The sequence below is a fragment of the Pseudomonas sp. MN1F genome (assembly GCF_009391885.1).
Classification (GTDB): domain Bacteria; phylum Pseudomonadota; class Gammaproteobacteria; order Pseudomonadales; family Pseudomonadaceae; genus Aquipseudomonas.
Window position 1 is genome coordinate 29,040 of sequence record NZ_VZII01000067.1, and the last position, 14,190, is coordinate 43,229.

General features: G+C 67.6%; 12 protein-coding genes. 4 read left to right on the top strand and 8 right to left on the bottom strand.

Annotation, left to right across the window (positions count from 1 at the left end):
• From F6X59_RS27440 to F6X59_RS27450, 3 genes are read right to left on the bottom strand one after another with little or no spacing between them, the layout of a single operon-like run.
• A complete protein-coding gene (locus F6X59_RS27440) occupies positions 1-1,608 on the bottom strand; it encodes a FadD3 family acyl-CoA ligase (protein ID WP_152959202.1) in 1,608 nt (535 codons plus the stop codon).
• A gap of 20 nt (positions 1,609-1,628) precedes the next feature.
• Positions 1,629-2,651 carry a ferredoxin--NADP reductase gene (locus F6X59_RS27445; RefSeq protein ID WP_152959203.1) on the bottom strand — a complete coding sequence of 341 codons (1,023 nt, stop codon included), beginning with the start codon at positions 2,649-2,651 and terminating at the stop codon, positions 1,629-1,631.
• A gap of 26 nt (positions 2,652-2,677) precedes the next feature.
• Positions 2,678-3,865 (bottom strand): acyl-CoA dehydrogenase family protein, encoded by a 1,188-nt coding sequence (locus F6X59_RS27450; RefSeq protein WP_152959204.1) that lies wholly within the window; start codon positions 3,863-3,865, stop codon positions 2,678-2,680.
• 192 nt (positions 3,866-4,057) lie between these two features.
• Between F6X59_RS27450 and F6X59_RS27455 the strand changes: the two genes are divergently transcribed.
• From F6X59_RS27455 to dmpG, 4 genes are all read left to right on the top strand, one after another.
• On the top strand, positions 4,058-4,831 hold the full coding sequence (locus F6X59_RS27455) for a glucose 1-dehydrogenase (RefSeq protein WP_152959205.1): 774 nt from the start codon (positions 4,058-4,060) through the stop codon (positions 4,829-4,831).
• Positions 4,832-4,905: 74 nt separating this feature from the next.
• Positions 4,906-5,697 (top strand): fumarylacetoacetate hydrolase family protein, encoded by a 792-nt coding sequence (locus F6X59_RS27460; RefSeq protein ID WP_152959206.1) that lies wholly within the window; start codon positions 4,906-4,908, stop codon positions 5,695-5,697.
• Positions 5,698-5,718: 21 nt separating this feature from the next.
• Positions 5,719-6,642: an acetaldehyde dehydrogenase (acetylating) gene (locus tag F6X59_RS27465; RefSeq protein WP_152959207.1), complete on the top strand. Its 924-nt coding sequence runs from the start codon at positions 5,719-5,721 to the stop codon at positions 6,640-6,642.
• Between the two features lie 10 nt (positions 6,643-6,652).
• Positions 6,653-7,675: a 4-hydroxy-2-oxovalerate aldolase gene (gene dmpG, locus F6X59_RS27470; protein ID WP_152959208.1), complete on the top strand. Its 1,023-nt coding sequence runs from the start codon at positions 6,653-6,655 to the stop codon at positions 7,673-7,675.
• Between the two features lie 91 nt (positions 7,676-7,766).
• Here dmpG and F6X59_RS27475 read toward each other — a convergent pair whose 3' ends face one another.
• From F6X59_RS27475 to F6X59_RS27495, 5 genes are all read right to left on the bottom strand, one after another.
• On the bottom strand, positions 7,767-8,600 hold the full coding sequence (locus F6X59_RS27475) for an SDR family NAD(P)-dependent oxidoreductase (RefSeq protein ID WP_152959209.1): 834 nt from the start codon (positions 8,598-8,600) through the stop codon (positions 7,767-7,769).
• Positions 8,601-8,612: 12 nt separating this feature from the next.
• Positions 8,613-9,380 carry an SDR family oxidoreductase gene (locus tag F6X59_RS27480; RefSeq protein WP_152959210.1) on the bottom strand — a complete coding sequence of 256 codons (768 nt, stop codon included), beginning with the start codon at positions 9,378-9,380 and terminating at the stop codon, positions 8,613-8,615.
• 93 nt (positions 9,381-9,473) lie between these two features.
• Positions 9,474-10,703, bottom strand: a complete 1,230-nt coding sequence (locus F6X59_RS27485) for a helix-turn-helix transcriptional regulator (protein WP_372240558.1) — start codon at positions 10,701-10,703, stop codon at positions 9,474-9,476.
• Between the two features lie 124 nt (positions 10,704-10,827).
• Positions 10,828-13,230: an efflux RND transporter permease subunit gene (locus F6X59_RS27490; RefSeq protein WP_152959211.1), complete on the bottom strand. Its 2,403-nt coding sequence runs from the start codon at positions 13,228-13,230 to the stop codon at positions 10,828-10,830.
• A gap of 10 nt (positions 13,231-13,240) precedes the next feature.
• Complete coding sequence (locus F6X59_RS27495) at positions 13,241-14,188, bottom strand: YCF48-related protein (RefSeq protein ID WP_152959212.1); 948 nt, start codon at positions 14,186-14,188, stop codon at positions 13,241-13,243.
• Between the last annotated feature and the right edge of the window lie 2 nt (positions 14,189-14,190).

A 14,190-nucleotide genomic window follows, 5' to 3' on the forward strand; every position in this document is an offset into this window, starting at 1 on the left:
TCAGGCCTGTGCCACAGCCACCCTCAAGTCGTTCTTGGCGACCTTGTTCGACGGGTTCAGCGGCAGTGCCGCGAAGAACCGCACCTGGCGCGGCACCTTGTAGTTGGCCATGCGCTCGCGGCTCCAGCCGATCAACGCCTGCTCATCGAGCTGCTGCCCCTCGCGCAGCACCACGCAGGCGCAACCCACCTCGCCCATGCGCGCGTCGGCAATGCCGATCACCGCCACCTGGGCGATGGCCGGGTGGGCCAGCAGTGCGGCCTCGATTTCCGCCGGGTAGCAGTTGAAGCCGCCGACGATGTACATGTCCTTGAGGCGGTCGGTGATGGCCAGGTTGCCCTGTGCGTCCAGGCGCCCGACATCGCCGGTGTGCAACCAGCCCTCGGCGTCGATCGCCTCGGCGGTGGCGGCCGGGTCCTGGAAATAGCCCTGCATGACATGGAAGCCGCGCAGGCAGATTTCCCCGGTTTCACCCTGGGCCACGGCGCGGTTGGCGGCATCGCGGATGCTCACTTCGGTGCCCGGCAACGGCCGCCCGCTGGTGCCGGCAATCACCGCGGCCGGCGCCTGCGGGTCGCACAGGGTGGCCAGGCCACCGCATTCGGTCAGGCCATAGGCGGTGGTCACCACGCTGAAGCCCAGCTCGCTGCGCATGCGCTCGATCAGGCTCGGCGGGATGCTCGCCGAACCGGTCACGGCAATGCGCAGGCTGGACAGGTCGGTTTCGGCCAGGCGCGGGTGGGCCAGTAGCGACAGGTACAGGGTCGGCGCGCCGGGCAGCACGCTGATGCGCTCGCGGGCAATGCGCTGGAACACCGTCTCGGCATCGAACACCGCGTGCGGCAGGATGGTCGCGCCAGCGATCAGGCAGGTCAGCCAGCCGGCCTTGTAGCCAAAGGCATGGAAGAACGGGTTGACGATCAGGTAGCGGTCACCCGGCACCAGGCCCAGCACCCGCACGTACTCGGCAAAGGCCCGCAGGTTCTGGCCATGGGCGCTCATCACGCCCTTGGGCTTGCCGGTGGTGCCCGAAGTGAACAGCAGGTCGCAGATGGACTCTGGCTGAATGCTCAGGGCCCGGCGCCTGGCGGTCAGTGGCTCGATGGTCGCCGCACCGAGCAGAAAGCGCTCATGGCTCAGGTCGTGGGCGGCAGCAGCCTGGTCGCAGGCGAAGATCACCTGGTGCTCCAGGGTCGCCGGGCGATGGGGCGCGAGCAGCGCCGGGTAGTCGACGTCGAGGAAGCGCTGTTGCACGAACAGCACCCGGCAGCCACTGCGGGCCAGCACATCGGCGGCCTCGGCGCCTTTCATGCGGGTGTTGACCGGCACCAGCACCGCGCCGGCGCAGTGGATGCCCAACGCAGCAAGGATCCACTCGCGGCTGTTGGGCGCCCACAGGCCGACCCGGTCGCCCGGCTGGATGCCCAGTGCCATCAGCCCGCGGGTCACCTGCAGCACCTGCTCCGGCAGGTCGGCGTAGTCCAGGCATTGGCCGTGCTCTTCGATGGCAACATGCCCGGCAAAGCGCTGCGCGCTGTCGAACAGCAGGCGGGCGATGGTAGCCGGCGCAGCGGCCGGCGCTTGGGAGGTAGCGAAGTTCGGGTTCATGCAAGGCTCACTCATCGGCATCACTCGGGAAAGCGGATACGCAGCAGCGGGCTGGTGGGCACGGCCTGGCAGGCCAGGATCCAGCCTTCGGCCAGCTCGTCGGCATCCAGGGCATCGTTGTGCAGCAACTCGACCGCGCCGCTCTCCAGGGTGCACATGCACGAGGCGCAGCCGCCCACGCGGCAGGCGCTGGGCGGTGCGAGGCCGGCGCGCTGCATGGCATCGAGCAGGGTCTCGCCGCTGGCGCAGTCCAGTTCGTGGTCCTCGCCGTCCAGGCGTACCGCCAGCTGTGCGGCCATCGCCGCCTCGCTGTGGCTGGCCGGGGGCAGTTCGCCTTCGCCAGGCAGCGAAACGAAGCGCTCCACGTGCACACGGGCACTGGGCATGCCGAGGCTGGCCAGCGCCTGCACGGCGGCGTCCATGAACGGCCCCGGGCCACAGATGAACGCCTGGGCATCGACCATCGGCCGGGCCAGTTCGGCCAGCTGCGCCACGGCCGGCACGCCCTGCACCGAGTCGAGCCAGTGCACCACCTGCAGGCGGTGCGGGTGGGCCGCCGCGAGGAAGCGCAACTCATCGCGGAAGATCACCGACTGTTCGTCACGGTTGGCATAGATCAGCAGCACCCGCCCCTGCCCGGCCAGCAGCGCCGAACGCAGGATCGACAGCACCGGCGTGACGCCGCTGCCACCACCGAACAGCAGCAGGTCACCTTGCAGGTCGCGGGGCACGAACACCCCGGCCGGCGGCAACACCTGCAGGGTCTGGCCTTCCTGCAGTTCTTCGCACAACCAGTTCGAGGCGCGCCCGTCGCGCACCCGCTTCACGGTCACCCGCAGCGGTTCATCAAGCAGCGGCGTGCTCGACAACGAATAGCAGCGTGGCAGCCAGCCGCCGTCGTACGGCACCCGCAGAGTCAGAAACTGGCCAGGTTTGTAGTGAAAACGCTCGGCCAGCGAGGCGGGCACGTCGAACACCAGTGACCGGGCATCGGCGGTTTCCTCGATCACCCGCGCCACACGCAAGGCAAGATAGTCATTCATGGTTCAGGTACTCGCTGTCACCTGGCTCAGACGAACGGGTCCGGGTTGGGCAGGCCCAGCTGCACCGCGCCGAAGCTGCGCCCGTAGGCCATGAAGTTGTTGGCGATATGCCCGCGCGCCTGGTGCAGGTCGCGGAACAGCCGCGCCACCGGGTTGCTGTTGTACAGGCCCGAGGCCGCCATGCTGCGCAGCAGGTCGCTGATACGCTCGGCACAGATGTTGGTGACGTAGGACGACTGGTAGCGGTACAGCAGGCGCGTTTCGGTGTCCGGGTACTCGCCGGCGCGGGCCAGTTGCATCAGGTGCTCGTAGTTGCGTTCGAGCACCAGCTTCAGGCTGTCGACGGTGATCACCGCCTCGGCCACCGCGGTTTGCGCGACCGGGTCGTCGGCGGTACGCGCACCGTGCTTGCCGATGTGCTGGGCGGCGTTGTCGCGGAAGGCATTGATCGCCCCTTGCAGGGCGCCGATGGCCGAGGTCGAGACCGCACGGGAGAACACCTGGGCGAACGGGATCGCGTAGATCGGGTTGGTGTTCACCAGGCGCCCCGGGGTCGCCTCGATCTGCCAGTTGTTGGTGCGCTGCACGCGATGGGCCGGGACAAAGGCATCCTCGACCACGATGTCGTGGCTGCCGGTGCCGCGCAGGCCGAGCACATCCCAGTTGGGCTCGATACGGTAGTCGGCGCGGGGTAGCAGGAAGGTGCCGTGCTCGCTGGCAAAGTCACCGTCGGCCGGCAGGATGCCGCCGAGCAGCACCCACTGGCAGTGCTCGCTGCCGCTGGAGAAGCCCCAGCGCCCGCTGATGCGGTAGCCGCCCGGCACCACGCTGACCTTGGCTGCCGGCATGTAGGTCGAGGAAATCAACGCACCGTGGTCCTGCTCCCAGACTTCGCGCTGCGCCTCGATCGGGTAGCGCGCCACCTGCCACGGGTGCACCCCCATCACACCGTAGACCCAGGCGGTCGACATGCAGCCTTCACCGAGGATCATCTGGATTTCGAAGAACGTCCGCGGGTCCACTTCGTAGCCGCCAAAGGCGCGCGGTTGCAGGGCGCGCAGCAGGCCGGCCGACTGCAGTTCGGCGATGGTCTGGTCGGGGATGCGCAGGTCGCGCTCGGCCTGCGCCGCACGCTCCTTGAGTTGCGGCACCATGCGCCGCGCACGTTCGATCAGTTCGACTTCTTCCTGGGTCTTTTCTCGCAAGCTGTGCATCACTGGTCTCTCCCGGTCTCGCTGCGCCACTGCGCGAGCTGGGATCGATCATCGGGGGGCCCAGGCAATCGATCATCGTCAAAGCGGACTAGTGCTGGCGCGCCCTGGGCGCTAGTCCGTTGAGACGATGCCGGTGGCCGCCGGCGTGACCATAGTCGGTGCCATCGACAGCCCTGAGAAGGAGAGACCGTCATGAGCATCCTGCAGCGATTCCGAATCGACGGCGGCGTGGCCATCGTCACCGGCAGCGGCCGGGGTATCGGCCGGGCCATCGCCCTGGCCTATGCCGAAGCGGGCGCCGACGTGGTGTGCGCTGCCCGTTCGCTGGACGATGTGCAGGCGGTGGCCGAGGAAGTGCGCGCCCTGGGCCGCAACGGCCTGGCCTTCGCCTGCGATGTCAACGACGCCGAGCAGCGCCAGGCGCTGGTGCGCCAGAGCCACGAGCACCTCGGGCGCATCACCCACCTGGTCAACAATGTCGGCGGCGGTGGCCCCAACGACCCACTGGGGCTTAGCCCGGAGCAGTTCGACGAGATCCTGCGCTTCAACGTGTCCAGCGCCTACGCGTTCTGCCAGCTGTGCGTGCCGCTGATGCGCGACGCCGGCGGCGGCAACATCGTCAACATCAGCTCGGTGGCGGCGCGCTACTCGCAGCGCCACTTCAGTGCCTACGGCACGGCCAAGGCAGCCCTCAGCCACCTGACCCGCCTGCTGGCCCAGGACTTCGCGCCGCAGGTGCGGGTCAACGCGGTGGCCCCCGGCCCGACCCTCACCGCCGCGCTGAACAGCGTGATGCCGGCGGCCATGCGCCAGGCCATGGAGGCCAACACCCCGCTCAAGTGCCTGGGCAGCCCCGAAGACATCGCCGCCGCCGCGCTGTACCTGGCCTCGCCGGCGTCGGCCTGGGTCACCGGCAAGATCATCGACGTCGACGGTGGTGCCGACTCCAGCGTCTGGGTCGGCTGACCTGCCGTTTTCTCAAGCCGGCCAACCTTTTGCTCGGGCCGGCTTTTTTTATTCCTGACAGTGAGACTCCAGCCATGGACGCCCATCTGATCACCGCGCTCGGCAACGAGCTGTTCGCCGCCCTGCGCGGCCGCCATACCCTGCAACCGCTGACCCGCCGCTACCCGGAACTGACCCTCGACCAGGCCTACCGCATCTCGCTGGCCTTCCTGCAGCGTCGCGAAGCCCTGGGCGAGCGCGTGGTCGGCAAGAAGATCGGCGTGACCAGCCGCGCCGTGCAGGAAATGCTCGACGTGCACCAGCCGGACTTCGGCTTTCTCACCGACGCCATGCAGGTCGAGGACGGCAGCGAGGTCAGCCTGGCCCGGCACCAGCTGATCCAGCCGCGCGCCGAAGGCGAAATAGCCTTCATCCTAGGCGAAGACCTGCACGGCCCGGGCATTACTGCCGAGGACGTGCTGGCCGCCACGCAGTGGGTGATGCCGTGCTTCGAGATCGTCGATTCGCGCATCGACAACTGGCAGATCCGCATCCAGGACACCGTGGCCGACAACGCCTCGTGCGGCGTGTTCGCCCTCGGCACGCAACGCCTCGACCCGCGCACGCTGGACCTGGCCAAGGTGCAGATGCAGCTGCTGAAGAACGGCGAGCCGGCCGGCAGCGGCCTGGGCTCGGCGGTCCAGGGCCACCCCTGCGCGGCGGTGGCCTGGCTGGCCAACACCCTGGGCGAGCTGGGCATCCCGTTCCGCCGTGGCGAAATCATTCTTTCCGGCGCCCTGGCGCCACTGGTGCCGGTGACTGCCGGCGACCGTATCAGCCTGAGCATGAGCGGGTTGGGCCAGTCCAGCCTGCGCTTCGTGCCCTGACCCTTGCGTGGAGCGTTGAACATGAGCAAGAAAATCCGATGTGCGTTGATCGGGCCGGGCAACATCGGCACCGACCTGCTGTACAAACTCAAGCGCAGCGAAGTGCTGGAGCCGGTCTGGATGGTGGGCATCGATGCCAGCTCCGAAGGCCTGGCGCGGGCCCGCGAACTGGGCCTGAAAACCACCGCCGACGGCGTCGACGGCCTGTTGCCGCACGTACTGGATGACAACATCCAGATCGCCTTCGATGCCACCTCGGCCTACGTGCATGCGCAAAACAGCCAGAAGCTCAACGCGCTGGGCGTGCTGATGATCGACCTCACGCCAGCGGCCATCGGCCCCTACTGCGTGCCGCCGGTCAACCTCAAGGCCAACCTCGGGCTGGGGGTGATGAACGTCAACATGGTCACCTGCGGCGGCCAGGCGACCATCCCGCTGGTGGCGGCGGTGTCCAGCGTGCAGCCGGTGGCCTATGCCGAGATCATCGCCACTGCGGCGTCGAAATCGGTGGGCCCGGGCACGCGCAAGAACATCGACGAATTCACCCGCACCACCGCCAGTGCCGTGGAGCAGGTGGGCGGCGCCCGGCAGGGCAAGGCGATCATCATCATCAACCCGGCCGAGCCGCCGCTGATCATGCGTGACACCGTGCACTGCCTGACCGACGACGAGCCAGACCAGCCGGCGATCCGCGCCGCGATCGAGGCGATGATCGAACAGGTGCAGCGCTACGTGCCGGGCTACCGGCTGGTCAACGGCCCGGTGTTCGACGGCAAGCGCGTGTCGATCTTCATGGAGGTGGAAGGCCTGGGCGACTACCTGCCGCGCTACGCCGGCAACCTCGACATCATGACGGCGGCAGCGGCGCGTACCGCCGAGTTGTACGCCGAAGCAATCCTCAAGGGCGAGCTGCTGCTGCGCCCTGCCCCCACTGCCCTGGCCTAAGGAGCCGACCATGGACCTCAACGGCAAACGCATTACCGTACATGACATGTGCCTGCGCGACGGCATGCACCCCAAGCGCCACCAGATCAGCCTCGATGAGATGCAGCGCATCGCCTGCGGCCTGGATGCTGCCGGGGTGCCGCTGATCGAGGTGACCCACGGCGATGGCCTGGGTGGCAGCTCGGTCAACTACGGCTTCCCCGCGCACAGTGACGAGGCCTACCTGTCGGCGGTGATCCCGCTGATGAAGCAGGCCAAGGTCTCGGCGCTGCTGCTGCCGGGCATCGGCACGGTGGAGCACCTGAAGATGGCCCACGGCCTGGGCGTGAGTACCCTGCGGGTGGCCACCCACTGCACCGAAGCCGATGTCAGCGAACAGCACATCGCCCATGCCCGGCACCTGGGCATGGACACCGTGGGCTTTTTGATGATGGCGCACATGAACAGCCCCGAAGGCCTGGCTACCCAGGGCAAGCTGATGGAAAGCTACGGCGCCAACTGTATCTACCTGACCGATTCGGCGGGCTACCTGCTGCCGCACCAGGTCAGCGAGCGGGTGGCGGCGATGCGTACCGCGCTGCGCCCGGAGACCGAGATCGGCTTCCATGGCCACCACAACCTGTCGATGGGCGTGGCCAACTCGATTGCCGCGATTGCCGCGGGCGCCAGCCGTATCGACGCGGCCTGCGCGGGGTTGGGCGCCGGTGCCGGCAATACGCCGATGGAGGTGCTGGTGGCGGTGTGCAAGCGCATGGGGATCGAGACCGGGGTGGATGTGTTCGCCATCCAGGACGTGGCCGAGGACCTGGTGGTGCCGATCATGGACTTCCCCATCCGCAGTGACCGCGATGCACTGACCATGGGCTATGCCGGGGTGTATGGCTCGTTCCTGCTGTTTGCCAAGCGGGCCGAGCAGAAGTATGGGGTTTCGGCGCGGGAGATTCTGGTGGAGATGGGCCGGCGCGGGATGGTTGGCGGGCAGGAGGACATGATCGAAGATACCGCGATGACCCTGGCCAAGCGCCGGGCCTGAGGGGTGCGCGGGGGGTTGGCTTGAGAGTTATGGCGGCGCTCGATTTCCGCACCACTGCAAATCTCAAGCGCACACCCCGCGCATACCACAATCACCGCCAGTCGGCGACGATCCCGTGCTCCAAGGCCAAACCCTGCGCCGCCACCGTCCGCCGCTGGTACTGCGTTGCCAGCGGGTCAGTCGCCAGCCACAACATCACTGCCGCTGGCACCTCGGGCGGTGCGCTGCCAGCACGCAAGGCAATCACCCCCTGCTCACCAATGGTCACCTTCAACGCCTCAGTGGTCACCACCCCAGGGTTAAGGGTATAGGCACGAATCCCCCGCTCGCCCAGCTCGGTCGACAAAATGCCCGATAGCCGCGACACCGCCGCCTTGCCAGCGCCGTAGGCATAGCCCCAGCCGCCTTTGTCCGCCGCCACCGGTGGGTCGCTCTCGCCTGCGCCGGAGGTGACATTGATCACCACCCCGCCACCCTGCCCCAACATGCGTTGCACCACGGCCTGGGTCAGCAGCAAGGGCGTGAGGATATAGCCCTTGAACATCCGCTCCAGGGTGTCTGGCTGCAACGCCAGGAAGGTCGAATTGAGGTCGCTGCCCTGGTAGATGGCATTGTTCACCAACACATCGATACGCCCGAACTCGGCCAGCACCGCCGCACAGGCCTGCTCGGCCGTGGCGCTGTCGAGCAGGTCCATCGGTACCACCAGGGCGCGAGCACCCAGCGCCCGGACCGCCTCGGCGGTGCCATTGAGGCTGCCGGACAACGGCGCACCCGCGGCATCGCGCAGGGCGTGCTGATGCTGCTCGCCCTCCTCCAGCGTGCGTGCACTGATCGCCACGTCGTAACCGGCACGGGCAAACGCCAGCGCCGCCGCTCGGCCGATGCCACGGCTGGCACCGGTAATGAAAGCCACTTTATTCATAAGGGATCCTTGTCAGAAACGCGGCGCACGCACCATCGCGTCCATGCCGCCATCGATGAACACCACGCTGCCATGGATGAACTGCGCCTGCTCGGACTGCAGGAACGCCACCAGCGCGGCGATTTCCTCAGGGCGCCCGGCACGCCCCAGCGGCGCGACGAACTCACGCACCGCCTTGCCAAAGCGCGCATCATCCAGCGACGCCTGGTGCAATGGGGTCTGTACCGCGCCCGGCGCCACCACGTTCAGGCGCATGCCACGCTGGCCCCAGGCCGAGGCCAGGCGCCGGGCATGGTGGGTGATGGCATATTTGGAACAGGCGTAGGCCACATGCAGCTGGCCCAGGCCATTGGCCAGGCCCAGTGCCCGCGCTTCGTCGCCGTCAAGCATGGCGCTGGTCATGGTCTGCTGGTCGGCACCTGGATGGGTGGCGGCCACCGAGCCGATCACCAGCGCCGCCGGGTTGCGCCCGCGTGCCAGGGCGCCCTGCAAACCTTCGAGCAACTGGCTCACGCCAAAGTAGTTGACCGCCAGGATCAACCCGCAGGACGGTGCGGTCACGCCAACCCCGGCGCAACAGACCAGGCCATCGAGCACCCCGCCGCTGCGTTCGAGCACCTGCGCAATGGCCGCCGCACGCCCTTGCGCAGTAGAAAGGTCGGCCACCACCTCGGCATCGGCGCGGTCGATGCCGATGACTTCATGACCCGCCGCGCGCAACGCCGCGGCAACGGCGGCACCAATGCCCGAGGCACTGCCACTGATAGCTGTAACAGACATGATCGATCTCCAGGATAGGTCGGTGCAGTATCGGCACAAGGCCAGGGCGCCAGCATCGTCCTTGCGGACTACGGCTGGCGCACTGGCCGCGCCTCAGGCACGGCGGGCCACGGCCAGTTGCGGCAGCGGCACCTTGAGGCGCTCGGGCGCCTTCAGTGCCACCTTGGGCTTGCCGAGGGCGACCACACTGTTGAGCAGGATGCGCACCAGCTCGGTCTGCCGGCGCACGCCGGTCTTGGAGAAGATCGAGCGCAAGTGCGCCCGCGCGGTGTTGCGGCGGATGTTCAACTCTTCGGCGGCTTCCTCCAGCGACAGGCCGTTGGCCAGCTCCATGGCCAGCGCGGTCTCGGCGCGGGTCAGGTTGAACAGTTGCTTGGTCACCACCTCGCTGGCCAGCGATTTGCTCGCCGCATCACGGATGTACACCAGCGCCGCCGGCTTGCCGCGCTCGTCGGCCCAGTCCAGCGAGGGGATCGACTCGACCACCAGGCCGAGGTTGACCAGGCCCGAGGGGCGGGTCACCGACATCGCTTCGGCGCCCTTGGGCGCGTCCGCGGAAAACGCTGCGCGAATCAGCCGCTGCAGCTCGCGGTTGTCGCTCGGGTAGGTCGCCTCCAGGCGCCCGCCCACCAGCTTCAGGCCGTCGGCACTGGCGAGGATCTCCTGGGCCACCGGGTTGACCCGCAGCACGCTGCCGCTCTCGTCCAGCACCAGGGTGGCCACCGACAGGCGGCTGATGGCCTGGGAATAGAGCTCGCTGAGCGATTCGCTACGGTCGAGCAGGTTGTGCACCTGCAGGGCCCGGCGCAGGTGCGGCAGGAACATGCCGCACAGGGCACGCTCATCGGCCGAGAAGTTCGGCTCGCGCCTGGAGCGGGTGATACGAAAACGCAGCTTGCCGCCATCGGGCGTGGAAATGTCGGCGCCCATCACATGGAACACGTCCTGCTGGCTGCAGAACATCTTGAAGTAGGCGCTGCGCTCCCACTCGGCCGAAGTCATCACATCGTCGACCGTGAACACCTGGTCCGGCGGCAGGTTGGTAAAGGGAGTGTTGGTTTGCGGGTAGGTCATGTAGGTGACGTCACCGGCGCCATCGATGTCGCCGGAGATGATCATCACCCCCATGTCCGGCTGGTCTGGCACGCGCAGGATCAGGGTGGCGTAGTTGGCGGCGTACAGGGTGCGAAAGCTGGTCAGCGCGTGGGCCATCAGCTTGGGGTCGAGGGCGCCTTCGTAGACTTCACCGACCAGGCGATCGAACGTTGCCAGGTCGCAGCCGAGTCTGGCCAGCGCATCATGGGTCAAGACAGCTTTTTCCACAGTCTTCTCCTCGCTCGGGCAGGCATTGGCCTCCCCTTCTTATTTTTATTTGGCGATGTGTCCGCGGCCCAGTCTCGCTGGCCGCCCTGGCGCCGACAATAGGGGCGCCAGGGTTTATTTCGTATCAGCCAATGTCTCCTGTGCTTTGGCCCGCCAGCACTGGCCTTGGCGCCGCCTGCCGGGCGACCAGCGGTCGCCCCCGGTTGAACCAGGCCGCCAGCGCCGGGAGCAGGAAGATCGCCCCCAGCACGTTGACCAGGAACATGAACGACAGCAGCACGCCCATGTCGGCCTGGAACTTCAATGGCGCGAACGCCCAGGTACACACGCCGATCGACATGGTCAGGGCGGTGAACACCGCCGCAGTGCCGCGCTGGCACATGGCCCGGTAGAATGCTTCGCGCAGGTCCGCGCCAGCAGCCATCTCGTGCTGGATGCGCTCGTACAGGTAGATGCCGTAGTCCACCCCGACCCCGACACCCAGGGCCATCACCGGCAAGGTGGCGACTTTCAGGCCGATACCGAGCATGGCCATCAGCGCGTTGCACAGGATGGCGACGATGGCCAGGGGCACGAGGATGCACAGCACCGCCCGCAGCGACAAGAAGGTCAGCCAGCAGAACAGCGCCACCGAGCCGAACAGCGCCGCCAGCATGGTCACTTCGGCGCGCTTGACCGCCTCGTTGGAGGCCGCCATGACCCCGACGTTGCCACCGGCCAGCAGGAAGTCGACCTTTGGCGTGTGTACATCGGCGATGATCCGCCGCGCTTCGCCAATGGCATGGCTGATGGTGGCGCCCTCGTGGTCGGCGAGAAACACCAGGATCTGCATCTGCTGGCAGCCTTCGGTGACCAGCCCGTCATCCGGCATGTAGGCCCGCGCACCCTGGCTCAGGCCACGGGCCGAGCCGGGGATGGCCGCCCAGCGCGGGTTGCCTTCGTTGTTGCCGGCGATCACCCGCTTACCCATGCCGGCCACGCTCTGCACCGACTGCACGCCACTGACTGCACGCATGCGGAAGTCGAAGGCCTCGACCGCGCGCATCACCTCTGGCGACAGGCAGCCTTCCTCGACGCCCTTGACCTCGACGAACACCGACAGCACATCCAGGCCGATCGAGTAACTGCCGATGATCCGCGCATTGTCCTGGTTGTAGCGTGAGTCGCCGCGCAGCTCCGGCGCCCCGGCGCCGATATCACCCACCGCCAGCTCGCGGGCCTTCCAGGCGCCGCCCACCAGCAGCGCCAGGCTCACGGCGAACACCACCAGCGCCGGGCCCGGTTCGGCCAGCGCCGACAGCCGCCACCACAGGCGATGGCGCCCGGCCTCGCGGGCCTGGGCCCGCAGCAGCGTGGCAGGCTCCAGGCGCAGCCAGGAGAGGATGATCGGCAGCATCAGCTTGTTGGTGATGATCATCAGCATCACCCCGATGCAGGCGGTGACCCCCAGCTCATGCACGATGGGGATGTCGATCAGCATGATCACGGCAAAGCCCAGGGCGTTCATCAGCAAGGCCAGCGAACCGGGGATGAAAATCTTGCAGAACGCCGAATGCGCCGCCTGCCGGGCGCTGGCCCCGGCCACCACGTCCTGCTTCCAGGCATTGGTCATCTGCACCGCATGGGACACGCCGATGGAGAAGATCAGGAACGGCACCAGGATCGACATCGGGTCGATGCCCAACCCCAGCAGCGGCAACAAGCCCAGCAGCCACACCACCGGCAGCAGCGCCACCACCAGCGCCACCAGGGTCAGGCGCCAGGAACGGGCGTACAGCCACAGCAGCAGCGCGGTGATGACAAAGGCAATGACGAAGAAGCCGATTACCGTGTTCAGGCCTTCCACCACATCGCCGACCAGCTTGGCAAAGCCCACCACGCTGATCTCGATGTCGTCGCTGGCGTACTTCTGGCGCAACGCCTCAAGCCGTTTGGCGACCTCGACATAGTCCACCGCCTTGCCGGTCTGCGGGTCGATGTCCTGCAGGTCGGCACGCACCATTGCCGACTTCAGGTCGTTGGCGATCAGCCGGCCAATCTGCCCGGAGGCCGCGGCGTTGCTGCGCACCTGGGCCAGGTCGGCGGCGCTGCCATTGAAGCGTGGCGGCACCACCACGTCGCCGTAGAAGCCTGCCTCGGTGATTTCGATGTAGCGCACGTTGGCGGTGAACAGCGAAGTGACACTGGCGCGGTTGACCCCGGAAATGAAGAACACGTCATCGGTGACCTTGCGCAAGGTGTCGAGAAATTGCGCGTTGTACAGGTCGCCCTCGCCCTTCCAGCGCACGCTGACCAGGAAGCGGTTGGCGCCGGTGAAGTACTGGCTGAAACGCAGGAAGTTGACCATGTAGTCGTGACGCACCGGGATCTGCTTGTTGAAGCCCGGGTCCAGCTGAGTGTGGGTTGCGCTGTAGCCCAGGCCCAGGGTCAACAGCACGAACAGCAACAGCAGGCCTTTGCGCCCCTTCATCAGCGCCTGGGCAGTGGCCTCGACACAGCGCACGGTTCGGGTGTCTGCTCTTTTCATGGTTTGCCTCTTATTTGCCCAACGTGGCGAGGTTGCCCGCGCTGGCATCGAAAACCCCTTGCTCACCGCCCAGCAGCAGCCGTGAACCCACCATTACCGCCGAGGTCAGCGTGCCGTGCCCGGCCAGGCGCGTAGCGCTGGCCAGTTCGCCACGCCCGTCCAGGCGCACCAGCGAGCCGCCGGCACCGACGATCAGCAGGCCACCGCCCGGCAGGCGGGTGTGGCCGTACAGCGGCAACGCGTTGCCGACCTCCAGCTGGCGCCAGTGCTCGCCGAAGTCGTGGCTGACGAACACATGCCCGCGCATGCCGTAGGCCACCCAGTCGTTGCCGCTCAGGCGCACGATGCCGAACAGCGAGCCGCTGTAGAACGCCGGCAGCGCCTGCCACTGCCCGCCGCCATCGCGGCTGCGCAGCACCAGGCCCTGCTCGCCGACCAGCATGCGCCGGCCGTCGTCGCCACCGTCCATGCCGTTGAGATGGGCGCTGTCGATGTCCAGTGCCAATGGCTGCCAGGTCGCCCCGGCATCAATGGACTGGTAGAACTTGCCGAAGCTGCCGTACGCCAGCACCCGCTCGGCACCGGCCGCCCACACGCCCAGCAGCGGCTCGCCGAGCTGGTCGTCATGGCGCACTTCGTGCCAGTGCTGGCCGGCATCGTCGGAGCGCAGGATCCAGCCGTCATGGCCGACCGCAAGCAGGCGCTGGCGGTCGAGGGCTACCAGGGCGGTCAGGGCGACCTCGCGTTGCGGCTCGACCAGCGCCGGCTGCCAGCTGGCGCCCTGGTCGTCGCTGAACAGGATGCTGCCGCGCTCGCCCACGGCCAGCACGCGGGTGTCGAGGTCGAGCAACGCGTTGACCTGCACCCGGTCGGCACGCAGGGGGTCGGCGGCGGGGGCAGCTTCGGGGCGGGGCAGGAAGGTAAAGACGATGGTCAGGCCGACGAACAGGCAGACCAGGT

Coding starts and splice junctions, on each gene's coding strand:
- dmpG (WP_152959208.1), top strand. CDS start 6,653: ATGGACCTCAACGGCAAACGCATTACCGTACATGACATGTGCCTGCGC.
- F6X59_RS27480 (WP_152959210.1), bottom strand. CDS start 9,380: ATGTCTGTTACAGCTATCAGTGGCAGTGCCTCGGGCATTGGTGCCGCC.
- F6X59_RS27465 (WP_152959207.1), top strand. CDS start 5,719: ATGAGCAAGAAAATCCGATGTGCGTTGATCGGGCCGGGCAACATCGGC.
- F6X59_RS27490 (WP_152959211.1), bottom strand. CDS start 13,230: ATGAAAAGAGCAGACACCCGAACCGTGCGCTGTGTCGAGGCCACTGCC.
- F6X59_RS27440 (WP_152959202.1), bottom strand. CDS start 1,608: ATGAACCCGAACTTCGCTACCTCCCAAGCGCCGGCCGCTGCGCCGGCT.
- F6X59_RS27450 (WP_152959204.1), bottom strand. CDS start 3,865: ATGCACAGCTTGCGAGAAAAGACCCAGGAAGAAGTCGAACTGATCGAA.
- F6X59_RS27445 (WP_152959203.1), bottom strand. CDS start 2,651: ATGAATGACTATCTTGCCTTGCGTGTGGCGCGGGTGATCGAGGAAACC.
- F6X59_RS27455 (WP_152959205.1), top strand. CDS start 4,058: ATGAGCATCCTGCAGCGATTCCGAATCGACGGCGGCGTGGCCATCGTC.
- F6X59_RS27460 (WP_152959206.1), top strand. CDS start 4,906: ATGGACGCCCATCTGATCACCGCGCTCGGCAACGAGCTGTTCGCCGCC.
- F6X59_RS27475 (WP_152959209.1), bottom strand. CDS start 8,600: ATGAATAAAGTGGCTTTCATTACCGGTGCCAGCCGTGGCATCGGCCGA.